The 24,198-nt window shown below is 54.7% G+C and carries 21 protein-coding genes and 1 pseudogene; 10 read left to right on the top strand and 12 right to left on the bottom strand.

The annotated features are described in order from the left end of the window. Nucleotides 1–3 precede the first annotated feature (3 nt). The gene (locus ACR0AH_RS07260) at nucleotides 4–768 is read right to left on the bottom strand and encodes a transporter substrate-binding domain-containing protein (RefSeq protein WP_170394204.1); all 765 of its coding nucleotides are present in this window, start codon (nucleotides 766–768) and stop codon (nucleotides 4–6) included. A 41-nt stretch (nucleotides 769–809) separates the two neighbouring features. Then, nucleotides 810–1,607, bottom strand: coding sequence for an ATP-binding cassette domain-containing protein (locus ACR0AH_RS07255; RefSeq protein WP_170407522.1), 798 nt, complete (start codon nucleotides 1,605–1,607; stop codon nucleotides 810–812). Between the two features lie 77 nt (nucleotides 1,608–1,684). On the opposite strand from ACR0AH_RS07255, the gene ACR0AH_RS07250 reads away from it, so the two are divergent. The 5 genes from ACR0AH_RS07250 (at nucleotide 1,685) to lhgO (ending at nucleotide 9,309) form a co-directional block, all read left to right on the top strand. Then, nucleotides 1,685–2,341 carry a TetR/AcrR family transcriptional regulator gene (locus tag ACR0AH_RS07250; protein WP_480591090.1) on the top strand — a complete coding sequence of 219 codons (657 nt, stop codon included), beginning with the start codon at nucleotides 1,685–1,687 and terminating at the stop codon, nucleotides 2,339–2,341. Further along, nucleotides 2,338–3,522 carry a pyridoxal phosphate-dependent aminotransferase gene (locus ACR0AH_RS07245; RefSeq protein WP_480591088.1) on the top strand — a complete coding sequence of 395 codons (1,185 nt, stop codon included), beginning with the start codon at nucleotides 2,338–2,340 and terminating at the stop codon, nucleotides 3,520–3,522. Before ACR0AH_RS07250 ends, ACR0AH_RS07245 begins: the two co-directional genes overlap by 4 nt. Beyond that, nucleotides 3,519–5,123, top strand: a complete 1,605-nt coding sequence (locus ACR0AH_RS07240; RefSeq protein WP_480591086.1) for a 5-guanidino-2-oxopentanoate decarboxylase — start codon at nucleotides 3,519–3,521, stop codon at nucleotides 5,121–5,123. The genes ACR0AH_RS07245 and ACR0AH_RS07240 overlap by 4 nt, the downstream gene beginning before the upstream one ends. A gap of 3 nt (nucleotides 5,124–5,126) precedes the next feature. After that, nucleotides 5,127–5,909 carry an arginine deiminase family protein gene (locus ACR0AH_RS07235; protein WP_170663437.1) on the top strand — a complete coding sequence of 261 codons (783 nt, stop codon included), beginning with the start codon at nucleotides 5,127–5,129 and terminating at the stop codon, nucleotides 5,907–5,909. A gap of 2,200 nt (nucleotides 5,910–8,109) precedes the next feature. Then, nucleotides 8,110–9,309: an L-2-hydroxyglutarate oxidase gene (gene lhgO / locus ACR0AH_RS07230; RefSeq protein WP_170732670.1), complete on the top strand. Its 1,200-nt coding sequence runs from the start codon at nucleotides 8,110–8,112 to the stop codon at nucleotides 9,307–9,309. A 249-nt stretch (nucleotides 9,310–9,558) separates the two neighbouring features. Here lhgO and ACR0AH_RS07225 read toward each other — a convergent pair. The 8 genes and pseudogenes from ACR0AH_RS07225 to ACR0AH_RS07190 form a co-directional block, all read right to left on the bottom strand. After that, a pseudogene (locus ACR0AH_RS07225) lies at nucleotides 9,559–9,729 on the bottom strand (IS5/IS1182 family transposase); the annotation flags it as partial. 419 nt (nucleotides 9,730–10,148) lie between these two features. Beyond that, entirely contained in the window at nucleotides 10,149–11,207 is a 1,059-nt protein-coding gene (locus tag ACR0AH_RS07220; protein WP_170732669.1) for an aldolase/citrate lyase family protein, read from the bottom strand. 12 nt (nucleotides 11,208–11,219) lie between these two features. Further along, nucleotides 11,220–12,020, bottom strand: coding sequence for a 2-oxo-hept-4-ene-1,7-dioate hydratase (gene hpaH / locus ACR0AH_RS07215; RefSeq protein ID WP_170732668.1), 801 nt, complete (start codon nucleotides 12,018–12,020; stop codon nucleotides 11,220–11,222). Then, nucleotides 12,017–12,871: a fumarylacetoacetate hydrolase family protein gene (locus ACR0AH_RS07210; protein ID WP_480591084.1), complete on the bottom strand. Its 855-nt coding sequence runs from the start codon at nucleotides 12,869–12,871 to the stop codon at nucleotides 12,017–12,019. Before ACR0AH_RS07210 ends, hpaH begins: the two co-directional genes overlap by 4 nt. Before the next feature lie 63 nt (nucleotides 12,872–12,934). Next, nucleotides 12,935–13,918, bottom strand: coding sequence for a 3,4-dihydroxyphenylacetate 2,3-dioxygenase (gene hpaD, locus ACR0AH_RS07205; protein WP_170625660.1), 984 nt, complete (start codon nucleotides 13,916–13,918; stop codon nucleotides 12,935–12,937). Between the two features lie 12 nt (nucleotides 13,919–13,930). After that, nucleotides 13,931–14,782: a 3,4-dihydroxyphenylacetate 2,3-dioxygenase gene (gene hpaD, locus ACR0AH_RS07200; RefSeq protein WP_170509180.1), complete on the bottom strand. Its 852-nt coding sequence runs from the start codon at nucleotides 14,780–14,782 to the stop codon at nucleotides 13,931–13,933. 51 nt (nucleotides 14,783–14,833) lie between these two features. After that, a complete protein-coding gene (gene hpaE, locus ACR0AH_RS07195; protein WP_480591082.1) occupies nucleotides 14,834–16,345 on the bottom strand; it encodes a 5-carboxymethyl-2-hydroxymuconate semialdehyde dehydrogenase in 1,512 nt (503 codons plus the stop codon). A gap of 2 nt (nucleotides 16,346–16,347) precedes the next feature. Beyond that, complete coding sequence (locus ACR0AH_RS07190) at nucleotides 16,348–16,731, bottom strand: 5-carboxymethyl-2-hydroxymuconate Delta-isomerase (protein ID WP_480591080.1); 384 nt, start codon at nucleotides 16,729–16,731, stop codon at nucleotides 16,348–16,350. A gap of 122 nt (nucleotides 16,732–16,853) precedes the next feature. Here ACR0AH_RS07190 and hpaR point away from each other — a divergent pair, with 122 nt between their 5' ends. Next, nucleotides 16,854–17,294: a homoprotocatechuate degradation operon regulator HpaR gene (hpaR, locus tag ACR0AH_RS07185; protein WP_480591654.1), complete on the top strand. Its 441-nt coding sequence runs from the start codon at nucleotides 16,854–16,856 to the stop codon at nucleotides 17,292–17,294. Nucleotides 17,295–17,328: 34 nt separating this feature from the next. Here hpaR and ACR0AH_RS07180 read toward each other — a convergent pair whose 3' ends face one another. Continuing rightward, a complete protein-coding gene (locus ACR0AH_RS07180) occupies nucleotides 17,329–18,681 on the bottom strand; it encodes an aminotransferase class III-fold pyridoxal phosphate-dependent enzyme (protein WP_170732667.1) in 1,353 nt (450 codons plus the stop codon). 31 nt (nucleotides 18,682–18,712) lie between these two features. Then, on the bottom strand, nucleotides 18,713–19,492 hold the full coding sequence (locus ACR0AH_RS07175; protein WP_170596484.1) for an IclR family transcriptional regulator: 780 nt from the start codon (nucleotides 19,490–19,492) through the stop codon (nucleotides 18,713–18,715). 109 nt (nucleotides 19,493–19,601) lie between these two features. Here ACR0AH_RS07175 and ACR0AH_RS07170 point away from each other — a divergent pair, with 109 nt between their 5' ends. The 4 genes from ACR0AH_RS07170 to ACR0AH_RS07155 all read left to right on the top strand — a co-directional run bounded on the left by ACR0AH_RS07170 (nucleotide 19,602) and on the right by ACR0AH_RS07155 (nucleotide 24,163). Continuing rightward, nucleotides 19,602–20,531 (top strand): tripartite tricarboxylate transporter substrate binding protein, encoded by a 930-nt coding sequence (locus tag ACR0AH_RS07170; protein ID WP_170732666.1) that lies wholly within the window; start codon nucleotides 19,602–19,604, stop codon nucleotides 20,529–20,531. Between the two features lie 62 nt (nucleotides 20,532–20,593). After that, on the top strand, nucleotides 20,594–21,130 hold the full coding sequence (locus ACR0AH_RS07165) for a tripartite tricarboxylate transporter TctB family protein (RefSeq protein ID WP_170394014.1): 537 nt from the start codon (nucleotides 20,594–20,596) through the stop codon (nucleotides 21,128–21,130). A 10-nt stretch (nucleotides 21,131–21,140) separates the two neighbouring features. Further along, entirely contained in the window at nucleotides 21,141–22,673 is a 1,533-nt protein-coding gene (locus tag ACR0AH_RS07160) for a tripartite tricarboxylate transporter permease (RefSeq protein ID WP_480591078.1), read from the top strand. A 5-nt stretch (nucleotides 22,674–22,678) separates the two neighbouring features. Then, a complete protein-coding gene (locus ACR0AH_RS07155; RefSeq protein WP_480591076.1) occupies nucleotides 22,679–24,163 on the top strand; it encodes an aldehyde dehydrogenase in 1,485 nt (494 codons plus the stop codon). Nucleotides 24,164–24,198: the final 35 nt, after the last annotated feature.

The following is a 24,198-nucleotide window of genomic DNA, read 5'->3' as shown; positions in this document are numbered from 1 at the left end:
GGCTTAGTAAATGCTGGCCGAGAAATAGTTCGATGTGATCTTCTCGTGCGTGCCATCGGCAAGAATTGCGGCGATGCCTTTGTTCAGCGCCTCACGCAGGTCATCTTGCCCTTTGCGCACGCCAGCCCCAACGCCGCGTCCCAGAATAGCGGGATCATCTGCAACGGCGCCTTTAATTTCACAGCAAGCGCCCGCATCCGAGTTTACAAAGTCGGCCATGGCGATGCTGTCTGCTTGAGTTGCATCAATACGGCCTGCGAACAGGTCCTGATTGGCCTCATCCTGTGTCTGATAAACCCGCAGTTCAGCATCCTTGAAATATTCCTGCGCATAGGCCTGGTGGATGGTCGAAGCCTGAATGCCGACAACTTTACCCGCCAGCGACTCTGGTGTCGCTTCGATATCCATCGATTTGTCCGCAACGATCACAGCGGGTGTGTTGTAGTAAGGATCGCTGAAATCAATGGTTTTCAGCCGCTCCTCGGTGATCGACATAGAGGCCATGATGGCGTCGATTTGCTGCCCGGTCAGCGATGGGATGATACCATCCCAGGCTACAGGCGTTATAACACAGTCCAGTTCGGCAGCGGCACAGACAGCATTGATAACATCGATCTCCCATCCAACCCAGTTGCCTGAGCTGTCAAGCGAAGCGAATGGTGGATAAGGTTCAGCCGCGATACCGATCTTGACCTCTTCGGCACTGGCGACACCAACTGAAAGGATGGCGGCGGCAACTCCGGACGCAAGCAGTTTCTTAAGGTTCATTTTGTTACTCCCTTTTGGTTCATTAGTTTGTTTTGACTGAATCAGGCGACCGAGCTGAGGAACTGCCTCAACCGCTCTGATTTTGGATTACCGAAGACCTCGGCAGGTGGACCCTGCTCTTCAATGCGGCCTTCGAAAAGATAGACAACGTGGCTGGCAACTTCGCGCGCAAATTTCATTTCATGGGTGACGAGCAGCATGGTGCGTCCTTCACCAGCGAGATCACGGATCACGTTCAAAACTTCGCCGACCAACTCGGGGTCCAGCGCCGATGTGGGCTCATCGAAAAGCATCACCGAAGGATCTACGGCAAGCGCACGGGCAATGGCGGCGCGCTGTTGCTGACCGCCAGATAGATAGGCCGGAAAGGTGTCGGCCTTGTCACCAAGCCCTACCCTTTTCAACAGGTCGTGCGCCCGCGAGATAGCCTCTGCCTTTGGCACCTTTAGGACATGTATCGGCACTTCGATCACGTTCTCCAGAAGCGTGCGATGCGTCCACAGATTGAACTGCTGAAAAACCATTGCCAGCCGCGTTCGGATACGCTCGATCTGGCGGCGGTTCGCGGGGCTACCATCGGCGTGCATTTCAACCAATTCACCGCCTATGGTGATTTTTCCCGAGCTCGGCGTTTCCAAGAAGTTGATACAGCGCAGCATGGTGGATTTGCCCGAGCCTGACCCCCCGATGATTGCGACAACGTCCCCCTTGTTGGCAGTCAGGGAGACACCCTTCAGGACCTCTAGCGCACCAAAGGATTTGTGCAGGTCCTCAATCTTTATCGCCTCAATGGACGCAGTGGCTTCGGGTGTGGGTGATGCTGCTTCGGCTGTGTCCATATCTAACAATCTTCTGATTTCAGCTTGCAGTAAGCCTCGAATCTCGCAATTATGCAAGTGTATAATAACTCCATGCCATGGATGACACTGACGTGCAGGACGACAGCCGCAAATTTAAACGTGAGTCTGCTGAGTTTCGGCGCGAGGCGCTAATATTGGCGACTTTGGACCTGATCGCCGAGATGGGCGTCCGCGGTGCCACGGTGCGTGAGATTGCAGCCCGCGCGAACGTGACCCAAGGGTTGATCCGTCATTATTTCTCTTCAAAGGAAGAGTTGGTCCAGGCGGCTTATGAGCACCACATGAATACGCTAACCGATCAGACAGCAGCTTCGTCAGGAACGGGCAGCGCAGTATCTCAGTTGACCAACTTCGTTGACGCGTCGCTACGACCACCAATCGTTGATCCAAGCGCCGTGGCGTTGTGGGCCAGCTTTCTGAACAAGGTGCAACATGATTCAAAAATGCAGCGCATTCACCAGCAGACCTATAACTATTTCCGGGGTCACCTCGAGGAGCTGATCGTCGCCGCATTGCTGGAAACCGGACATTCAGTTGCTGCAACGGAGGCAACGCAACTGGCCATTGCTTGCAACGCGGTAATCGACGGCCTTTGGCTGGAAGGCGGTGCGCTTCCGGACGCGTTTTCCGAAGGGCAACTGGCGCGGATCGGCTTGGACTCCGTGAGCGCCATCCTGGGGATACCATTAAACAAAGAGGCGGAGCAGCCATGAAGACAACATCTGTGACTGTGCGTTTAGCGGGGTTGGGTGGTGCCAAATGGGGTGTACACCTGAAAGCACGTGACCTTATCAAAGCCGGAGCGGATATCGTCGAAATGACGATTGGAGAACCGGATGTGCCCGTGCCAGCCGCATTGGTAGAAGCCACCGTAACCTCCTTGCGGGCACAACGGACAGGGTATTCCAACGGGCGCGGTGAAGCCGGACTGCTTGACGCGCTTGCTTCTCGCTATTCAGCCTCTCGTGGGCGGCCCTTCGGACCCGAGAACTTTTTGTGCTTTCCCGGGACGCAAACCGCCCTTTTCGCAGTGATGTCCGGGATTGCAGAGGCTGGAGACGAGGTTTTGGTTGGTGATCCGATGTACGCGACATACGAAGGAGTCGTGCGTGCATCCGGGGCGGATATGGTGCCTGTGCCGCTTCGGCCAGAGCACGGGTTTCGCATGCAAGCCGAAGATATTGCTGCACGCATCACTCCACGCAGCCGCGCCATTCTTCTGACAACGCCACACAACCCGACAGGTGCAATTCTGACTACCGCGGAAATTGCCGAAATCGGGCAGCTCGCCATGGCGCACGATTTATGGATCATCTCGGACGAGGTCTATGAAGAACTGATCTTTGACGAGGCCGAATTTGCTTCACCATTGGCAGACCCGAAACTGGCGGATCGTGTCATAGGTGTATCATCCATCTCGAAATCACATGCTGCCCCAGGGTTTCGTAGCGGTTGGTGTGTCGGACCAGCAGCGTTTTGTGAAGCGCTGCTGCCGTATTCCGAAACAATGCTCTTTGGCAATCAGCCCTTCATCGCGGACATGACCGAAAAGGCAATCCGCGACGGGTCCGAGGTTGCCCCCGGCATGGCCGCTCGCTTCTCTGGCCGCGCCACCCTGCTGGCCGATCGTCTTGAAGCAGAAACGGATATGACGGTTCATCGCCCAGAGGCGGGAATGTTCGCCCTCATCAACGTTTCTGCCACCGGGTTTGATGGCGAAGATTATGCGTGGGATCTGTTGCAGGCCGGGGTGGCTGTCATGCCAGGGTCCGCCTTTGGCAACGGTCTGAAAGACTGGGTCCGGGTCGCGCTGACGATTAGTGACGCCGATTTTGCCAAAGCGGTTTCTCGCATCATTGATCACGCCAACAGCAAATCGCGCGAGGTTGCATGAGCGGAATGACAATCGGTGAAGCTTTGGTTGCCAAGCTTCGCCAAAGAGATGTGACCTGCGTCTTCGGAATTCCGGGCGTTCACACGGTCGAACTTTACCGCGGTCTTGCGGCTTCGGGCATTCGTCATATCACGCCCAGGCATGAACAGGGTGCTGGTTTCATGGCTGATGGCTACGCGCGTGTTTCGGGGAAACCGGGTGTGACCTTTGTGATCACCGGCCCCGGATTGACCAACACCTTGACACCGATGGCGCAGGCGCGCGCTGATTCAATTCCGATGTTGGTGGTCTCTGGTGTCAATAAAACCGCTTCACTTGGCAAGGGCTTGGGACATCTGCATGAATTGCCAGACCAACTGGGGCTGGCCAGAACAGTTGCGTTGGTGTCAGAACAAGTTCCCGACTCCAACGCTCTGGACCCGGTCTTGGACCGTGTTTTTCACGACCTTACCAACGGTCGCCCAGGGCCGGTGCATATAGGGGTCCCGTTGGATGTAGCAGCAGAAAAATATCAAAAAACACCAGTCGAGACGCTCGATCCAGCACCCCCGGTCAATCCAGACTTAATCTCACAAGCGGCAAGGCAACTGGCTGAAGCAAATAGAGTTGTCATTCTGGCGGGTGGTGGCGCGAAAAAAGCGGAAACCGATTTACAGACATTGGCTGAAACTCTCGATGCCCCCGTCGTGCAAACCGTCAACGCACGGGGCCTGATGCACGGACATCCACTGACCGTTCCGGCCAGCCCCAGCCTCAAAGCAGTACGCGAGCTGATAGAAAGCGCTGATTGCGTTTTGGCTTTGGGAACCGAATTGGGGCCAACCGACTATGACATGTACGCCACCGAACAATTTGCAGGAAGGTCAGGCCTGATCAGGGTGGATCGCTGCAGCGATCAACTGGCGCGACATGAGGCAGCGCTTACCATTCAAGGTGACGTCAATTTGGTTGTACCGGCGCTGTTTGGGGCATTGTCCAATGAGGCAAAGCAAGACGACGGTGCCGAACGCGCCAGCAAAACACGCCGCGCCGCCTGGGAGGAAATTGGTCCGGACTATCGCCATCAGGTCGAAATCCTGAACGCCATTCGCTCGGCAGTTCCGAATGCATTGATGGTCGGAGACTCAACCCAACCAATTTATGCCGGCAATCTTTTCTACGACCACGACCGGGCCGGAGGTTGGTTCAACGCAGCAACGGGATATGGCGCGCTCGGCTACGGGATACCCGCTGCCATCGGCGCGTCGATCGCCGATCCGACAGCAAGGGCGATCTGCATTGTCGGCGATGGAGGTGCACAGTTTTCATTGCCTGAAATCATGGCCGCAGCAGATGAAAACCTGCCGGTCACCTTCGTGATCTGGAACAATCATGGATATCAGGAAATTGCCGCGTCGATGCGGGATGTGGGTGTGACCGTCATAGGTTGTGATCCTTCGCCCCCGAATTTTTCTGCATCAGCCAAGTCTTTTGGCATTCCATTCACCAAGGTTCCGGCCGAACCACAGGCTGTCGCGCAGGCGTTGCGCGAAACTGTCGCTTTAGATGGGCCTGCAATGATCGAAGTCATCGCTCCGAAATGTGAACCTCAGAAAGATTGAAACATGTCAGACCCGACCTTTGAGTTCTCCCGCGCAATCACCCGCCGCCCGGCTGCGACCATTGCCGGCGGTTTGCGTGCAAAGGATATTGGAAACCCCGATTTCGAAGGGATGATGGCGGCACATAAGGCTTACGTGGCTGCACTGAAAAGCACCGGGGCTGAAGTAATCGAACTTGATCCCCTCGACGCGTTCCCCGACGCGCAGTTTGTCGAGGATACGGCCCTTTGCCTGCCGCAAGGCGCTGTGCTGATGCGGCCAGGCGCACCATCGCGGATGGGTGAGGTGGCAGAAATGGCGCCAAATCTTCGCGCTTGCTACGAGACGGTTCTGGAAATCAACGGCCCCGGCCATATCGAGGGCGGAGATATTCTTGTAACCGGTCGCGAAATTTTGGTGGGCAGATCAGACCGCACGGACGCTGAAGGTGTCGCCGAGCTGTCTAAAATCACCTCCGCGTGGGGTCACAAACTGCGCGAAGTGTTTACACCGGAAGGCGTTTTGCACTTCAAGACAGATTGTTCACTGATGGATGCCGAAACAATCCTGTCTACCCGAAGACTTGATGCATCAGGCTGCTTTGAGGGCTACCGAGTGCTTCATGTTGCTGATGGGGAAGAAGCTGCTGCCAACGCGATCCGCTTCAACAATCTGGTGCTGATGGCCGCAGGCTTCTCGCGCACAGCAGACATGTTGGATCGTGAAGGGTATGAGATCGTAGAAATTGACAACACCGATTGCGCCAAGCTGGATGGCGGCATGTCATGTCTCTCGCTAAGACTTTGAAGGGTTATTCGCCAACTTTTGGTCATCGGCGGTCTCTTAGTTGGAGAATGAATATCAAGCTTTTTAACCGACAGCTAATTTGTGATTGCCCTCCAAGGTACTAAAAATAGTAAGGATTATGCGGCGAAGCTTGTATAAACTGCATTCTGAGCAAGATTGGCAGTACTCCATTGACGCTCCTTCCTTGTTCAATGAACGAGATACAAAAAAACGGGTGAACCTTGCATATCCTTTAGTGGGCCCAGCGAATGAGAAATCTCATCCAAAAGACAATCCTCAGCTAGCTCGAACGCTAGTTAGGTAAAACCGATATCGATGCGCCATACTTGACGCCATTTATGGATCTGATCGAATGGGAACACTAACTACCGCCTTCCTTCAGCATGGCCTGGTTGTCACTGGATGACATACCCCAAAGCCCGTTAATCATTGCAACCGTCAACCTGCTGGCCACGACCGAAACGATGTTAGTTTGGAGAACGAACGCATCAACAAGGTTCAGATGGATATTGCGTCCTGAAAGTCCACCCTTTCTATCAGCACTGACATTGGCTGCTATCCCGCGCCAAGCCCTTTTGGAAGTTTTTGAAACATAACCTCGCTAAGAAACTCCGCTCCAGATGGCGAACTAACCGCGGTTTCAATTGTTTCAACAATATCTCGGATCACTTGATTGACACGTTCGTCGTCAATTATCACCAGACGGGTCGGACGCTCCTAAAGGCGAAGATCGTTCTTTTCGGGCGTAATTATGATACCAGCATCAACAAGGAAGCTACCGCTCGTTTCGAGGTTTGCCTTTATAGATTGGACCGAGAATATGACTGCCATCAACCATACTTAGAAAACTGAGCCGAACTGCATGTGATATCCATATGCCCGACAACAAACTCGCCTCAACCAATTGTAATCGTGTAACGACCTAAAGCTTCTGCTCCAACGGCGGTTAAGATAATAGAAAAGCGCATTTCCGACATTGGCGCAATTTGCCTTGTCAGTCACTTTTGGCTCCACAGCGGCCATCGGAGCAAATGCTGCATCCTGTGATTTTGTATTGCATCAACGCCGAGCTGTCGTTGTTGGCGGGCATGGCGGATCGGAACATCAGCCATGGAAACGCCAAACTTAACTGCTATACGCTCACTTCGTCCAGTCTGGAACGAAAGGCGTATTGCAGGTTAACAGCGCCCGCTTAAACCAAAACACGTTTGGGCGATCCAAATGCTCCACGAGCTCGCCGAAAATCATCGAGATCTAGCGCTCTTCAACATGGTAATCGATAGCAAGTTGCGCGGCTGCGATCTGATGAGGCTGAAGGTGGTCAGTGTTAGATCATCGAGTCAGATCGATCGGCCGCAAAGCCAGCGCCTAAGGAACCCGTTCAATGAGAGAACCAAGGTCACTCAGATCTACAAGATGCGCCCAGCGTACGCGGTCTTCGCAATTCGTTACATAACCGTTGGCAGCACCGGAGCGATAAAGGCATCTTTGCGCCGAGTTTGATAGAGTTGGCCGCTGATTAACGGTGAGGAAATGAGCATGATAGTTGACGCAACATATCTCGGAGTCAGTCGCACGGCGTTCAGTCTTTCGATGATAAAGGGAGCGCGGGCGCCTGATTGGCAGAACCAAGGTCGAAATGAACACAAATCTGTACGCGATCTGCAACAGCCTCGAGAGCCAAATAAACCTGTTTGAGACCGCCGGGCAGGTCAGCGATCACTTCCGTGCGCTGGCATTGATGAGCAGCCTGCCGTTAGGCGATGCGGCAGGATCATATAGCAGAAATCTGAGGCGAGTTTTCTGCGAGTTCGGTGGGGTCATAAACTGTTTCAGATCGACCTTGTCGATCTCAGACCGTCTGTATAAAACTGGGGCTTTAGATAAGATTATCTCTGCCACATAATCTCGCTTGTTTTGGCGTTTTTCATTGCCCCAGCTATACTTTCGAATACCACGAACGGTACAACATCATGGGTAGCGGACATCCGGTCGATTGCCTTGCAGTTCAGACATGTTGTTGCCTTTGAAGTCTAGTCCCGTTTGAGCCTTCCTAAGGCTCTCTGGCGCATAAAAACTTGTAATAACTTAACCAACATCAGAAAAAGCGAAGCTGACCGGCGGGTATTGCCACTTCATAAACCGCCTCGTAATTTGATCTATGCCCAGCACATCAAGGGCTCAAAATACAGGAGAGTTTATGGATCTCGGAACTTACGATTATGCAGTAGTAGGCGCCGGGATTGTCGGAGTAGCTACCGCGCTGGAGCTTTCCAGACGAGCGCCCAAAGCGCGGATATTGCTAATCGAAAAAGAAGATGCTCCAGCACGTCACCAAACCGGCCGTAACAGCGGTGTGGTCCATACTGGTGCCTACTACAAGCCGGGCAGTAAAAAGGCGCGATTTTGTCGTGAAGGACTGCTTAGAACGAAGCACTATTGCGAGACAAAGGGCTTGAAGTACGAGACACGCGGGAAGCTCTTAGTCGCCACGAACGATCAAGAGAAAGCTCGACTTGGCGACTTGGCGGATCGCGCGCGTCAGAACGGCGTAACAGTTCAAGACCTGTCTTTGGCCGACCTAACTTCCTTGGAACCCAACGTAGCGGGGTGCGCCGCTGTTCGGCTACCAGACACCGCGATTGTAGACTACTCCCAAATAGCTCGGTCACTCCTTGAGGACTTCGTGGCTAATGGAGGGACATTTCTATATTCCACCCCTTTGGTAGGCATCGATAACAGTTATGGAAAAACCGCGCTCATCACACTTAAGGGTATGATCGGGTGTGAGCATCTTGTTGTTTGTGGAGGTTTGCAATCCGACCGTATAATTCGCATGGCGGGACTTGCGTGCGATGCCAAAGTCGTACCGTTTCGGGGGGAATATTATCGTCTTCCAAAACGAAAATCCAAACTGGTCAAGCATCTGATTTATCCTGTGCCTGACCCCAACCTACCGTTTCTAGGTATCCATTTGACGCCTATGATTGATGGATCGATCAATGTCGGTCCGAATGCCATCATATCATTGGCACGCGAAAGATACTCCAAGGTGTCATTCAGCTCAGCAGACTTTCGTGAAATGGCCTTGTTCGCAGGCTTTTGGCGATCTCTTGCCAAGCATCCTTGCGCCATAGCCAATGAAATTCGAAGCGCGGTGTCAAAGCGTTACTATCTCAAACAAGTTCAGAAATACTGTCCAAAAGTTGAATTGCCGGATTTGTGTCACTACGTGGCAGGCCATCGTGCCCAGATCGTTCATCCTGACGGGCGACTTGAAGACGATTTTCTGTTCAGATCTCAGGATCGTATGACGTTCGTATTAAATGCGCCTTCGCCGGCAGCAACAAGCGCTATGCCAATCGCTCAGGAAATATGCGATCGAGTACTGAGCCAATAGCTAGTTGCAGATAAATCGATGGTCACCGCGCCAACAGAGGTTCCCGCTGTTGGCGTTGTAGTTGGTGCAAGTTTTTGATCGTAGAAATTGGTCGGGCGCGACAGCGTGCTTGAAAGGCCGGTTTGGGATGCTTCCAGAGTAATGGGCAGAAAGCGACTGGTTTTATTCAAAAACAAAGTGTTACGCGCGCAGAATGCAATGATCTGAACACGGCAAAAAACGCCTTCCCGATTAGGCTTTGCGTGTTTGTTACGGTGCGGTAAAGATATTGACCCATTTGTGTATGTTCTGGGCGGTGGCAGTGAGGGTTAATTTTTAATTTGCGCCATACGGGCCACAAAATCGGAGCCGTCCTAACCCAAGTACGCGTTTGAAGTGAGCGAAGAGCGTTTCGTTCTTCTTCCGCAGCTTCATCGAGATATCCTACCGGCGGGTCTTTCAATTAGATGACCCTGCTGCACCACGTAACAGCCGGTTCTTTTTCTTATACGGCTGAACAATGAGAACAAAAAGAAGGAGACTTTTATTTGTTCTTGGGAATTTACAGATAAAACTCAATTGCTTATAAGATGATCTTGGACAAGTTGACCGCATCAATTCACCCCGACGGGTCTGTTGGTTTCTTGCAAACTCGCCGCAGTGCCGTCCACAACATTCTAGGGAGTAATCCATGAGCAAGTGTTCAGATAACCTTAGAAATAGATGCTTGCCTAAGTGATCTTGGCGCATACTCTGACATCGCAACGGCGCCCTGTTACTGACAACAAACGAGTTGTAAACACGCGAGCAGGCAGGAACGCTCAGAAAAACCCATACTATTTCCAGCAAAACAAAAGTCGCTAGTCATCCCAGTTCAGTTCAAGCTCTTCGCGAAAGGCAAACCGTTTTAGGTGATCGGAAATCACCGTCTTCCAACTGTCTAGGTCACCGCGTTGTTGCGCCGAGGCGCAAACTTCCAGTGCTACTGGCGTAGCCTTTAGTTCAACGGCATTGCCACTGCCAAAAGAAACGGTTCCAGTATCTGCATCGAACTCGACCTGTCCCTTATGTGACCAATGTTTGCATAATTGCTGTAAGTACTTGCTGGCATTTTCTGTTGTCGCCGATCCGATTGCGTTCTGCCGCGGCAAAAGCGCGAGGCCGTTTTGCGCTTTGGCGCGCATGCTTTTTGCGAAAAGGGTGACGTCAATTTCAGTGGCCAGAAAGGTCACGCCGATCTCAAGGCACCTACGCTGCATTGCTGGGTCCAGTGTTAGGATACCCGCGGCTTTACCTGCCGCGACGATGCGGGTCAGCGCGTCTTCAATGGCCTCCACAACATCTGGATGCCCGGCGTTGCCGATATGACCCATGTCGGCGGCCAGATCTGCAGGTCCGATAAAAACTCCGTCTACTCCATCAATCGTCAGAATGTCGTCCAGAGCGGCCATGCCCGCGTTGTTCTCAACCTGCAGCAGCAGACAAATCTGCTCATCCGCCGTATCGAGGTAGTCCGGGATTTTGGCAAATTGCGAAGCCCGCGCAAGGGATGATCCCACACCTCGGACGCCGCGTGGGGGGTATTGCACCGCGCGCACCAGTTCGCGCGCCTGATCAGCGCTTTCGACCATCGGCACCAGAATACTCTGAACACCCGCATCGAGATATTGCTTGATCATCCATGTCTCACCAATCGGTAGACGTGCAACTGGCGCGCTGCCCGAACTTTCGATCACTCGCACCTGTTCAAGGGTCGAGCGCAGGTCGTTTGGTGCGTGTTCGCCATCGACCAACAACCAATCGAACCCTGCGGTCGCGGAAATTTCTGCTGCATATGCGTCGGCCATTCCGATCCAGCACCCGACCTGAGGCTTTCCAGCCTTCAATGCAGCCTTAAAGGTGTTCTTTGGTGCGGGCATGTCGCTGCTCCTTTAGGCAAAACTGATGTCGACGGATCCGAACGATCCGAAATCGGCGTGGATTTCCGCACCCGATGGGCATTCGATCGGGCGAATGAAGCTGCCGGACAGAATCACGTGGCCGGGTTCAATCCTCTGGCCGTATTGCGCCATGCGACGGGCAAGCCAGACCACACTTTCGACCGGATCATTCAATACGCCCGCACCCAGGCCGGTTTCCTCGATTTCGCCGTTGCGGAAGGTTAGGGCCCCTACCCATCGCAGGTCAAATGCATCCGCTGGGCGGCGTTCCGCCCCTAGTACAATGCCGGCATTTGCGGCGTTGTCGCTGATCGTGTCGAATACAGTGCGTGACTTTCCAGTCTCAGGGTCTGCCCGCTTTATACGAGTGTCGAGGATTTCAATGGACGGAGTAACATAGTCGGTCGCCTGCAAAACCTGATCGCGGCTCACATCGGCGCCGCCAATGGCTTCCTTCATGACAAAGGCGATCTCGGCTTCGATCCGGGGTTGGATGAAACGACCTGCGGGAACGGTCCCGCCATTTTCAAAGGCCATGTTGTCAAACAGGATACCACTGTCAGGAATGTCGATATTCAACGCATATTGCATCGCTTTCGAGGTCAGCCCGATCTTCCAGCCGATGACCTTGCGCCCTTCCGCCAATTTGGCACGATAGATGGCATTCTGCACCTCATAAGCGTCATCCATCGCCATTTCGGGATACCGCAATGTCAGTAGACCAATCTGCTGTCGCGTCCTTTCCGCGTTCAGCAGATCGGCGGCAGCGCGCGCGTGGTCTTCCGGGGTCATATCTGCTCGTCCTCGATGGTGTTGCACAGGGTGCCTATCCCATCGACGGATACCTCAACCACATCGCCGGGAGCCAGGTATTTTGGCGGATCAAATCGTGCACCTGCACCAGTTGGGGTGCCGGTGACGATGATATCGCCCGGATGAAGGGTCATAAAGGTCGAGATGTATTCGATCTCGCGCCGGATCGGGAACATCATTCGGTTCAACGTATCGTCCTGACGCAATTCACCATTCACATGAGTCTGAATGCGGGCGTCATCCAACTGGGCAGCGCCAGTGAAAGGGACCAGCCAAGGGCCGATGGCACCCGAATTGTCCCAGTTCTTGCCTTGCGTGACGTTGAACTTGGCGTGCCGAACCCAATCGCGGATTGTCCCTTCGTTGCACAGGGTCAAGGCTGCGATATGGCCATAAGCATCGTCCTGCGAAATCCGGCGGCCTGCTTTGCCGATCACGATGGCCACTTCACCCTCGTAATCCAGCGTGTGATTTTCGGGCGGGCGGATCAGAGGGCGATTATGGCCGGTAAATCCACTGGCGAAGCGCGGAAACAGCGACATGTATTTCGGCTGGGCACTGCCATCTTTGTATTCCGCGTTGCGATCTGGATAGTTCACACCAACGCACAGAATGCGACGGACATCTGGCATCACCATCTCAAAGGTGAAATCCGTATGGGTTACCGGCTTTCCTTCGGCAGCCTCGGCCAATTGGCCAAACGCACCAGCGGCGACAACCTCGTAGAGGCTTTTGAACTCGGCAAATTCGCTGTTTAGTGCGACCGCGCCTTCATCAGTGATCGCACCAAAAAATGTTTCACCGTTGGCAGTGTAGGTTGCAATGCGCATCAGGCCTCCTCGGCGTTATGGAACCCGCCCATACTAAGATGTTTTAGATCAAGCATACTTTGCTTACGGTGCGATGATGGGAGACGCAGACAGGTCTGGCTCGTTTACATCCACACCGACAAAGGATGTGCCGTGTTCAAACCAACTGCGCGGTGCCGGAGCGCCCCAGAGCGTCTGACGCTGCGGGTCCTTCAGGTCCCATTTGATCGGCTCCAGATCGGGGTCAACGGTCTGATAATCCGAGCAATAAATCTCAATCCGGTGTCCGTCGGGATCGAGAATATACAGGAAGAAAGCATTCGAAATACCATGTCGCCCCGGGCCGCGTTCGATGTTGTCCACATAGCCGGTGGTGGCCATTAGATCGAGCAAATCGATGATGTTCAGCGGTGTTGGCACCCAGAAGGCCACGTGGTGCATCCGTGGGCCTTTGCCATTGGTGAAGGCCATATCATGCACCCCACCCTTGCGGTGCATCCACGCGGCCCACAGTTTCTTGCTATCTTCGTCTTCCGTATACTCGGTCACGCGGAACCCGAAATCACTGTAGAATGCGACACTGTCATCGACATTGGTTGAGAAGCAGTTGAAGTGATCGATCCGCAGCGGTTTCACACCACGATAGAGCGCGTATTTCTGATGGATCGGCTCCAGGCGATCCATCTTGTGATAGAACTCCAGCGGTATGCCCAAATTGTCCGAGGTTAACAGAGTCCGGCCCTGATAGGGGCGATCAACCCATGAGGTCGGTCGGCCTTTGGATTGAAAATACGCCTCGGCCCGATCCAGATCCTCTTCGTCGAAGGTTTTGAAACCCATGACCTCGACAGTCGCCGGCTGATCGGAATTCTGCAGGATCACACAATGATGTCCACGTTCCTCCATAGCGCGCAGGTAGACATGTGTGTCGCTTTCGTCCGTGACCTGCAAACCCAGAACCTCCGAGTAGAATTTACGCGAAGCTGACAAATCGCTGACGTTCAGGCAAACATGGCTCAGCCGGATTGTGTTGAAGTCGGGATACAGGTTGGGGGCTGGAACGGGCATTTTAACCTCCTGTTATACGGGGAAGATGACGTTTGTCTGGCCGGTGCCGGAGCTTGGGAAATACTCAGTCACAACCTCGCATTTCTTGTCATAGGTATCCCACCCCAGCGCGCCGTAAAGCATCGACGTGTCGTGCATCGAGCCTTCGCCGCAGCAGAAATTGGCATAATCGCCCAGCATCTTCAGGAACGTGGCATGATCGCCGTTCTTCCACATCTCAAGCACATGCAGGTCCATCTGACGGTTGAATTCCGAACTGATGGTGAAAGTGCCGTTGTTGGCGGCATAGTCCTTGTTGGCCCAGATTTTGTGCGACAGCGAGCCTGACGCGACCAGCAGCACCTTTTCGTCACTGGCCTCAACCGCTTCACGGATGGCCTCGCCGACAATTCGGCTTTCTTCATGGCTATGCACCGTGGCCCAGGCCGCGACCGAGACAACCTTCATATCATGCTCGCGGCTCATGAACCGCAGCGGCACCAGTGTGCCGTATTCCAGTTCGAGGCTGTCCAGGTGATGCGCCAAAGTATAGGCGCCCTTTTCTGAAGCTATCTTAGCAATGGCGTCGCCCATTTCAGGATTTCCCGTATAGGAATACGGCAGGTCCTGAATGAATTGCGGGAACTCGTTCGACGTGAACAGGCCTTCGAACTTCTCATTGGCGTTGATGTGGAACCCGGCATTGATCACCCAATGGGTGTCACAGATGATCACCGTGGTCGCCCCCAATGCTCTGGCGCGGCGCGCGATCTCGCGGTGGCCATCAATGGCAGGCTGGCGTTTACCTTTCACCGGGCCTTCCTGCTCAGACATGAGCAGCGTCGGCACATGGGTCATTTTGGCGGCAAGAACGATTTCTCCCATGGTCTGCTCCTGGAGTTAAGGTTTTTCGCGCGATTGTCGTCTGAGGGGCCGCTAGAGCTTGCCCAGTTGCATGATCTTGTGCTGGCCTGTGGCAAAGCCGACATGCTTTTGTTCCATATAGAACTCAAAGCTCCAGTCGCCGCCATCGCGACCGATGCCGGACGCTTTGACCCCGCCAAACGGTGTGGGCAGATGGCGCACGTTTTCCGAGTTCACCCAGATCATTCCGGCCTCAAGCTTGTCCGTGAAACGTAACGCGCGGGTCAGATCGTTGGTCCAGACATAGCCGGTCAGACCATATTGCGTGTCATTTGCGATCTGCAGCGCCTCCTCCTCAGTCGAGAACGGGATCACGGTCAGGACAGGGCCAAAGATTTCCTCGCGTGCGATGCGCATTTGATTGTTAGCGTTAGTAAACAGGGTGGGCCGTACGAAGTACCCCTCTTCGCCCACCTTGACGCCACCGGCCGCGACAGTCGCGCCGTCTTCCTTGGCGATGTCGAAGTATGAAGTGACCTTGTTGTAATGCTCTTCCGTTACAAGAGGGCCAATCTCGGTTGCAGGGTCCAACGGGTGGCCGACCTTGATATTGTTCACGCGCTCGATCAGCTTGGCTTCGAACTCTTCCTTGATCGTATCCTGTACCAGCAGCCGCGAAGAAGACGTGCAGCGTTCGCCGTTGATCGAATAGATCATGAAGATCACCGCATCCAGCGCGCGATCCAAGTCGGCGTCGTCAAAGACGATGACCGGATTCTTACCGCCCAACTCCAGATGCATCCGTTTAAGCGTATCTGCGCCTTGCTTGGTAATGATGCTGCCCGTACGGCTTTCACCGACAAAGGCAATGGCTTTGATCAATGGATGTTCGGTCAGCCGCTTACCTGCGTCTGGACCAAAACCGTTGACAGTGTTCAGCACACCCTTGGGCAGACCGGCTTCTTCCGCGATTTCGACCAATAGCCACGCAGACAGCGGTGAATCTTCAGCTGGTTTGTGGACGACCGTACAGCCAGCGGCCAGTGCCGGAGCGATCTTCCATGTCGAAAGCATGAACGGAGTGTTCCACGGCGTGATGACACCAACGGGCCCGATTGGGACGCGGGTGGTTATGTTCATCAGTGTCGGTGATTTCAGGTGTTGACCATCCCGCGCCTGAACCACCTGATCGGCAAAATAGCGAAAATTCTCAGCCCCTCGCAGGGCGGCTTTGGACATAAAGCGCAGGGTCTGGCCGGTATCCCAGCATTCGCACAGCGCGATCTCTTCGGCTCTTGCCTCAATCGCATCTGCAACATTCAGCAATATCCGGCGGCGCTCCGGGGCGGGCATGTCGCGCCAATCTGCAAAGGCCTCATGCGCGGCCTGTGCTGCTGTATCGACATCTTCCGTAGTGCCATGGGCGACGTCGCAGATCACCGATTTATCCACCGGAGAGATCGTCTGAAACACCCCTGCTGACCCATCTTGATCTTCTCCTGCGATCCGGTTCTTGATCCCGGTCTTCTTGAAACGGGCAAGGAAACCATCAAGCCGTTCAATATTCTTGTGCAGGTCACTCATGGTCAGGCCTCCAGATGGTCGCGGATCGTGCCGGTTTTGGGGGAGAGGTCGGGATCGATGTCGCGCATCTCAAGCGACAGCGCGATGGAATGCTGGCTCATGGCGGGCTCCAGATAGGTTCGGGCCGCCTCGAAGATGCGCTGCGTTGCGTCCTTCTTGTCGGCCTGCGAACGACCGGCCCGCAGCCGGATCGAAATATCGATGAACCCATGCTTTGGATTTCCGTCTGCGATGGCATAGTGATCAACACGGATCGCTCGGACGCGAATGCCTGCTAGCGGAAAGGTGTCAACCTCAGCGGCCGTTGCACGGATGCAATCGCACAGACCGCCCATGTCGATCCTGTCTTCCAGATTCCTGGAATATTCGACGTGAAAATGCGGCATGATTCCTCCGTTATTAATTAACATGTTTACCATTATGAGCTTATGTCGTCAATAAGCTTATGTCGTCAAGAAGTTGTGTTGTTAATCTTTGCATTTCCTGGGGCAGCACACTAGAAGGCGGCATGAACACTCAAAGCCATACCAAGAGCACCTCAAGGTCGCTTCCCATTGCATTATTGCGCGCCCGCGAAACGATCATGGCCCCCATCAGGGACATGCTGCAGGATATACAGATATCCGAGCAAAAATGGCGCGTCCTGCGCGTACTGGATGAGCTTGGCGAGGTCGAGCAAAGCGCTATCGCCAAAGAAGCTTGTCTGTTGCTGCCCAGCCTGACGCGAATATTGCGCAGCATGGAAGCCGATGGACAGGTCACGCGCCGTCAGGACAGCCAGGATAAAAGGCGGACGATGGTGATGATTACTGATGCGGGTCGGCAGATTTTGAAAGAAAACCTGCAAGCGTCATTGGCCATTTCAAATAGTATTGAGGCGCAGATGGGGCGAGAGAAGCTTGATGAGCTACTGGACCTGCTTGAAGAGCTGCAAGCTGTTAAGGTTTGACCCCGCCAGTTGGCAAGCGGGGTCTGCGCGACGACTACAAACTCGACAATCCTGTATCCAGCGCTGACAGGATCTTCGCAACATCGTCGGATGTGACAATCAGAGGTGGCGAAATGATGATGTTGTTGCCAGATACGCGCACCATCACACCATCCTCATAAGCTGCCTTTTGCACCTGTATTGGCAGTTGTTTGGCAATCGGCGCCTTGCTTGCGCGGTCCGAGACCAGCTCCAGCGCGCACATAAGGCCCTCGCCCCCTCGTACGTCACCGATCACCTCGTGCTTTTCAGCCAGTTTCTTCAAGCCCTCGAACAGCTCATCCCCGCGTGCTGCAGCGTTTTCCCAAATCCGCAGACGATTGATTTCTGAAAGAGCCGCCAGTGCCGCCGCCGCGCCGACGGGGTGACCGGAATAGGTGTATCCCTGATCAACGGATGCCAACCCGGTTGTGTCATTTTCAAATACCTCGGCAACTGCCCCCGAGATCATCGCGGCGCCAAACGGGAAATAGCCATTGGTGATCGCCTTGGCCGTCGTCATGATGTCAGGCTGGACGCCCCAATGTCTCGCTCCGCTTTCACTACCGGTTCGACCAAACGCCGTGATGATTTCGTCTGAAATCAGCAGAATACCGTTCTTCGAACAAACCTCACGCACCATGGGCATAAAGCTTTTGTGCGGCGGAATTACACCGCCAGCGCCCAAAATCGGCTCCATGATGAAGGCGGCAACCGTGTTGGCCCCCTGGAACGCAATCTCGGCTTCAAGCGCTTTGACGCAAAGCTGAGCCAGGCGTTCAGGGTCGGTTTCGTCAAACGGGTTGCGATAGGTCCAAGGCGCAGGCACATGAAAACAGCCTGGCATCATGGGTTCATACACGGCGCGGAACTTCTGATTGCCGTTAACCGAAGCGGCAGCGAAATGGGTGCCGTGGTATCCCTGCTTGAGACTAATGAACTTGGTGCGACCGGCCTCACCCCGAACTTTGTGGAACTGACGCGCAAGCTTTAGTGCGATTTCCACAGAATCCGATCCGCCCGAGGTGAAAAAGGCGCGTGTCAGCCCATCAGGAGCAAAGAACTGTGCCAACTCGTAAGACAGTTCGATCGCCTTGTCGTTGCTCGTACCCCGGAAGGTCGAATAATAAGGCAGGGCGTATAGCTGGTCGGCGATCGCCTGTTTCACCGGATCGCAAGAATAGCCCAGGTTGACGTTCCAAAGGCCACCTACGGCGTCGATGGCCTTGTGCCCGTCCACATCGATGATGCTAACTCCTTCCCCGCCGGTCAGAATGGTCGGAGGGTTGTTCCTGCTGTCGGCCGGGTGCGCCATCGGATGCCAGAAATGGCGGGCGTTGTTCTCCTTAAGAAAGTTGGAGTCTTTCATGTTGCGGTTCTCCGGGGTTGTCCACTTTCGCTCATGGGTGGAACTCGGTTGGAAAGGCCTCGGGCATTTGGCCGCCGAAATTTGCGGTCAGATCGCGCGAGAGGGATTGAAGGGATTTCAGGATCAAGGGCAGGCGCTCATAAGTGGCTCTAATCTCGGGCACGGCGATCGAAATGGTTCCAAGGGCGATTTGATCGATGCCAAAGATTGGCGTTGCAAAACCAAAAACACCTTCTTCGTAGCTGCCGTTGCTGTTGGCCCAGCCAGCCCGCTGGATCAGAGCAACTTTTTCCTTGATCAGATCCGGGTCTGTCAGGGTGGATTCGGTGAAACGTACCTGCGCTTCCTGATCCAGACGATCCAGCAGGAAAGGTGGGCCAAAGCTGAGCATACATAGACCCGCCGCAGTCGCGTTGACCGGGATTATCTCGCTTGGATCAAGGCTGACGCGAACGCTGTGCTTGGTTGTCTCAACCACGATGGCGGTTTGCAGGCTGCCCTGTTCCAGCAGCGTTAGGTGCAGGCTTTCGCCAACCTCCTGCATGGCCAAGTGCATTTTTTGGCGCGCGCCTTCAAGGCCGGGTTTGGCAATCTCGCGCAGTGCCGCAAGCCGCAGCGCAGCTGGTCCGATGGTATATGTCTTTGACTGCGGGTTTTGTTCGATCAACCCGAATTCTTCAAGCGCTCGTAGGTGACGCAGGGCTGTAGCCTTGTTCAATCCTGACAGGCGCGCGGCCTGACTCAGGCCGATTTCGGCCATCGTGTTTGAGAATAAGTCCAGCATTTTTAGCGCATTAAGTGCGGCACCCATGTGTTTTGCCTCCTTCCGTTGATGTTATCCTTGACAGAATGAACTTAACAAAGCAAGATTATTATTGTTAACACGGTTCAAATAATGAACCATACACTGGGAGGTGTAAATGAAAAAGTTTATTGCGGCAGCCGTGATGGCCGCCTCTGCAACGGCCGCTTTGGCAGAATACCCCGAAAAGCCCGTATCCTTTGTGGTTCCTTGGCCTCCGGGTGATCTTGAAGACGTCCTGACCAGAATGATCGCAGATGAATTTCAGGCGATGTACGGGGTACCGGCAGCTGTTGTGAACAAGCCCGGCGGCGGTGGTGGTCCTTTCCCCGGCGCAGTCGAAGTCGCCACAGCACCGGCGGATGGCTATACGATCGGGTCGTTTGTGATTGGTGTTCCGGTCATCGGGCCCGAGATTGGTATTCCTGAATTGAACCCGAACCCGTTTGAACCGATCGGCATCTTCCTGACCTACCCGTTCGTAATCGCGTCGAGCAAAGACGCCCCGTTCCAAAGCTGGGATGAGTTGGTGGAACACGGCAAGTCAAACGACGTGGCACTCGGCCACTTTGGCTCGGTTCTGCCACCCACGCAGGTTACTTTTGCCGCCGCTGTCAGCAGCGGTTTCGACTTTGCCAGCGAAGCCGCGTTCGATGCGCTGGACTGCAACACCTTGGCGTCCGGTGACGTTGATGTCATCAACACCACGCTCCAGCTTATTCTGCCCTGTCTGGATGAAGTGAACGTGCTGGCCAGCATCGGCGGCGACCGGATCGCTCTGGTACCGGATACGCCGACAGTAGTTGAGCTTAACCCAGACCTGCCATTGGCGCTGTGGAACGGATTGTTTGTTCACAAAGACACGCCGCCCGAGGTTCGCGAAAAAATCACCGCCGCAGCCCAAAAAGCACTGCAATCGGACAAGGCTAAAAAGCTTGCCGAAGAAACCGGTGCGCTGATCTATTGGCAGGATCCCGATGCTTCGAATGCCCAGATCGAGCAAGATAAAGCGTCATTCGCCAAAATAGAAGAGATTCTAGGCGAGTAACACCCCGGATCGAGGCGCGGGCAGTGATTTCCGCGCCTTCTTCATAGGGCTGGGAGGATGAAATGATCGCAAGAACGCTTCAGGACATGTTCAAACGGTATCGCCGTCCGGGTGATATTGTCTTTGCCGTATTGTTCCTGGCTTTCTCGGTGTTTCTGCTGTCTCAGCTTGGGGAGCAGACGCAGGTCGTCAAGCGGACCAAATGGTTTGCTCAACCCGGTCTGTGGCCCACCGTTGCCGTGTGGTGCATGGTCTTGTTCAGCTTTTTACATTGGCTCAGCTCTGCCTTATCCGATCGGATCGATGGTCGTTGGGCCGAGGTCGGGTTTTGGGTCCGGTCTCTGGAATATGTGGCTTATTTCCTGATTTATGTCCTACTGGTGCCACAGCTTGGCTATCTGCCGTCCACCATGTTGTTCGCGGTGTTTCTGACGCTGCGCTCAGGGTTTCGAGGCTCGGGCGCGATCGGCATCGCAGCCCTGTTCGGCTTCGTCGTCACCATCGTGTTCCGAGCGTTTCTGCAAGTCAAAATCCCGGCAGGGGCTGTCTATGAATACCTTCCCGACTCGATCCGCGCCTTTGCGCTGACATATTTGTAGGGAGGCACGTATGGATACCCTTCTGTCCAGTGTTTCAATCCTGCTGCAATGGCAGGTCATCGTGGCCTTGTTCATCGGCTCGATCGGTGGTGTCATCATCGGCGCGCTGCCCGGTGTGGGCGCTGCCGTTGCCATCGCCATCCTGTTGCCCGCAACCTTTGCCTTTGAGCCCATCGTCGGTCTGACCTTGTTGTTGGGGATTTACGGATCATCCATGTATGGCGGCGCGATCCCGGCCATCCTGATCAACACGCCCGGCACGGCGGTCAATGCGCTGACGACCTATGATGGCTATCCAATGACCAAGCGCGGCCAAGGCCACAGGGCGTTATCGCTGGCTTATTCAGCTTCATTCTTCGGGGGGGTCTTTGCCATCATCTGCCTGATGGTCCTCTCGCCCGTGTTGGCCATGATCGCCCCGCATTTTGGCAGCCGCGAGATTTTTTTGGCCGCGTTGCTAGGTATTGTTCTGGTCGTTTTAGCCCATCGAGGACAGATCTTTGCAGCAGGTATGCTTGCTGCATTTGGCGTCTTTTTGAACACGGTCGGACTGGAGCCCGTCAAATATACGCGCCGCTATACATTCGATCAAAGTTGGCTGGCGTCAGGCGTTGACCTGATCGTGGTTGTGCTGGGCCTGTTTGCGCTCAGCCAGGCTTTTCTTTTGCTGTTGGAAAAGAACCACGCTCCAGAGGACACCCATGTCAGCGGGAATATCTTTGCAGGTTTGAAGGAACTGTTGGGCCTGAAACGGATCGCTACCGTTTCTTCAAGCATCGGGGTATTCATGGGCATGGTGCCGGGAACGGGTGAGTTCACTTCGCAGTTTCTGTCCTACACCTATGCTCAGAAAAGCTCGAAAAATCCCGACAAATTCGGCGATGGCTCGCCCGAAGGGTTGGTGGCATCCGAAGCCGCGAACAACGCCGTGCCGGGGGCAGCGATGATCCCCCTACTCGCCCTCGGTATACCCGGCGAAGCGCTTACGGCGATGATGCTGTCGGTCTTCTATGTTCACAACGTGATCCCCGGCCCGCAACTGTTTGAGAACCAGATGGATTTCGTCATGGCCCTATATATGGCGCTGATCCTGCTGAATGTGATCGTTCTGGTCTTTCTGCTGTTTTCGACAAACCTGCTGTTAAAGATCATTCAAATCCCCACACGCTTCCTCGGCGTGATGATCCTGATCCTTGCTTTTGTCGGAGTATACAGCCTGCGCAATTCGATCACCGATTGCGCGATCGCTGCGGGGTTTGGCGTCTTTGGTCTGATCCTCAAACGGCTTGATCTGCCGATCGTCCCGATCATCCTGGGCATGGTATTGGGTGGAATCATGGAAACCAAGCTTCGCAGCGCAATGGCTCGGGTCAAGACGCCGCTGGACTTCATCGACCGGCCCATCGCAGCCATTCTGTTCGGCCTGATTGTGCTGATCCTGATCCTGCATTTCCGCACGCTGTACTACGAGTTCAAAAACAAGCTGCGCCCCGAACCCCATGTCCCAGCCGTGGATTCCGACCACCCGAACCAACAAGGATAGCTTTCATGGATCAGTCTTCCATCGATGCCTTGCGCGTGCAGGAGATTGCCACACGCGGACACTTTATCAATGGCGATTTCCGTGCCGGTGAAACTGGCGCCCTGCATGAGGTGCTGTCGCCCATCGACGGCCAGCCTCTCGCTCAAATCGCCGAGGGCAGCCCGGCGGATGTGAATGCAGCGGTGCGCGCCGCGCGGACCGCGTTTGAGGATGGCCGGTGGTCGCGCATGGCCCCTGCAGGACGCAAGAAGGTTCTGCTGAAACTGGCGGATCTGATCGAATCCCGCGCGCTCGAGATCGCGGTGCTGGGCGTACGTGACAACGGAACCGAGATCAATATGGCCTATAAGGCCGAGGCGCTCTCGGCTGCGGCCACTTTCCGCTACTATGCCGAAGCCATCGACAAGATTTACGGGCAGATTGCCCCGACGAGCCACGATGTTCTTGGCCTCGTACATCATGCGCCTGTCGGAGTTGTCGGGGCGATTGTGCCTTGGAATTTCCCGTTGATGATCGGCAGTTGGAAAATCGCCCCTGCCCTTGCGGCGGGCAACTCCATCGTCTTGAAGCCTGCAGAAAGCGCATCGCTCAGCCTGCTTAAAATCGCTGAGCTGGCTGCCGAAGCCGGAGTTCCGGATGGCGTCTTCAACGTGGTGACCGGGCGCGGGTCGGTCGTGGGGGAAACTTTGGCCTTGTCGATGGATGTGGACATCATGGTCTTCACGGGATCCGGCGCGACAGGTCGGCGACTGCTGGAATACTCGGCGCGGTCCAATCTGAAACGCTGCTATCTGGAATTGGGCGGCAAGTCTCCGAACATCGTCTTTGCGGATGCCCCGGATCTGACCGAGGCCGCCAAGGTCTCGGCCGCCGGGATTTTCCGCAACTCAGGACAGGTCTGTATCGCGGGCTCGCGCCTGCTGGTGCAGCAGGACATCTACGAGGATTTTGTCGCCGAGATCACGCGCTACGCCGCAGCCTTTCGCGTTGGTGATCCGTTGAACCTGAACAGCCAGATTGGTGCCGTGCACAGCCTGCCCGAGTTAGAGGCCAATTTGGAGTTCGTTACCAAGGCCGAAGCTGAAGGTGCCGAACGTCGTACGGGCGGAAACCGCATTCTGACCGAAACCGGGGGCTACTATATGTCCCCCACAGTTATGGCAGGTGTCAAAGAAACGGATCATCTGTTTCAGAACGAAGTCTTCGGCCCAGTCTTGGCCGTGACCCCGTTCAATGACGAAGCCGAGGCGATCCGGCTTGCCAATGCCACAGTCTATGGGCTCGCAGGCGCAGTCTGGACCTCGAACCTCAGTCGCGCGCATCGCATGGTGGCCGAAGTGCGGACCGGGGTCATGCATGTGAACACCTATGGCAGCTCGGACCTGACCGTTCCGCTTGGGGGCGTGGGTCAATCCGGGAATGGGCATGACAAATCTTTGCACGCGCTTGAGAAGTACTTTGAATTGAAAACCGCCTGGATAAAGCTCTGACTGCGGGGTGTCTGTACGACATGTTTTCACCGCTT

It is taken from the genome of Ruegeria sp. AM5 (assembly GCF_056540645.1).
The sequence above is the reverse complement of the archived record's forward strand: the minus strand, read 5'-3'. Positions and strand labels throughout refer to the sequence as shown.

Excerpts from the sequence above, each read along its gene's own strand:
- ACR0AH_RS07190 (WP_480591080.1), bottom strand. The coding sequence starts at position 16,731 with ATGCCGCATTTTCACGTCGAATATTCCAGGAATCTGGAAGACAGGATC.
- lhgO (WP_170732670.1), top strand. The coding sequence starts at position 8,110 with ATGGATCTCGGAACTTACGATTATGCAGTAGTAGGCGCCGGGATTGTC.
- ACR0AH_RS07155 (WP_480591076.1), top strand. The coding sequence starts at position 22,679 with ATGGATCAGTCTTCCATCGATGCCTTGCGCGTGCAGGAGATTGCCACA.
- ACR0AH_RS07245 (WP_480591088.1), top strand. The coding sequence starts at position 2,338 with ATGAAGACAACATCTGTGACTGTGCGTTTAGCGGGGTTGGGTGGTGCC.
- ACR0AH_RS07160 (WP_480591078.1), top strand. The coding sequence starts at position 21,141 with ATGGATACCCTTCTGTCCAGTGTTTCAATCCTGCTGCAATGGCAGGTC.
- hpaE (WP_480591082.1), bottom strand. The coding sequence starts at position 16,345 with ATGAGTGACCTGCACAAGAATATTGAACGGCTTGATGGTTTCCTTGCC.
- ACR0AH_RS07210 (WP_480591084.1), bottom strand. The coding sequence starts at position 12,871 with ATGCGCATTGCAACCTACACTGCCAACGGTGAAACATTTTTTGGTGCG.
- ACR0AH_RS07165 (WP_170394014.1), top strand. The coding sequence starts at position 20,594 with ATGATCGCAAGAACGCTTCAGGACATGTTCAAACGGTATCGCCGTCCG.
- ACR0AH_RS07240 (WP_480591086.1), top strand. The coding sequence starts at position 3,519 with ATGAGCGGAATGACAATCGGTGAAGCTTTGGTTGCCAAGCTTCGCCAA.
- hpaD (WP_170625660.1), bottom strand. The coding sequence starts at position 13,918 with ATGCCCGTTCCAGCCCCCAACCTGTATCCCGACTTCAACACAATCCGG.
- ACR0AH_RS07220 (WP_170732669.1), bottom strand. The coding sequence starts at position 11,207 with ATGCCCGCACCAAAGAACACCTTTAAGGCTGCATTGAAGGCTGGAAAG.
- hpaH (WP_170732668.1), bottom strand. The coding sequence starts at position 12,020 with ATGACCCCGGAAGACCACGCGCGCGCTGCCGCCGATCTGCTGAACGCG.
- hpaD (WP_170509180.1), bottom strand. The coding sequence starts at position 14,782 with ATGGGAGAAATCGTTCTTGCCGCCAAAATGACCCATGTGCCGACGCTG.
- ACR0AH_RS07180 (WP_170732667.1), bottom strand. The coding sequence starts at position 18,681 with ATGAAAGACTCCAACTTTCTTAAGGAGAACAACGCCCGCCATTTCTGG.
- ACR0AH_RS07175 (WP_170596484.1), bottom strand. The coding sequence starts at position 19,492 with ATGGGTGCCGCACTTAATGCGCTAAAAATGCTGGACTTATTCTCAAAC.
- ACR0AH_RS07235 (WP_170663437.1), top strand. The coding sequence starts at position 5,127 with ATGTCAGACCCGACCTTTGAGTTCTCCCGCGCAATCACCCGCCGCCCG.
- ACR0AH_RS07250 (WP_480591090.1), top strand. The coding sequence starts at position 1,685 with ATGGATGACACTGACGTGCAGGACGACAGCCGCAAATTTAAACGTGAG.
- hpaR (WP_480591654.1), top strand. The coding sequence starts at position 16,854 with ATGAACACTCAAAGCCATACCAAGAGCACCTCAAGGTCGCTTCCCATT.
- ACR0AH_RS07170 (WP_170732666.1), top strand. The coding sequence starts at position 19,602 with ATGAAAAAGTTTATTGCGGCAGCCGTGATGGCCGCCTCTGCAACGGCC.
- ACR0AH_RS07255 (WP_170407522.1), bottom strand. The coding sequence starts at position 1,607 with ATGGACACAGCCGAAGCAGCATCACCCACACCCGAAGCCACTGCGTCC.
- ACR0AH_RS07260 (WP_170394204.1), bottom strand. The coding sequence starts at position 768 with ATGAACCTTAAGAAACTGCTTGCGTCCGGAGTTGCCGCCGCCATCCTT.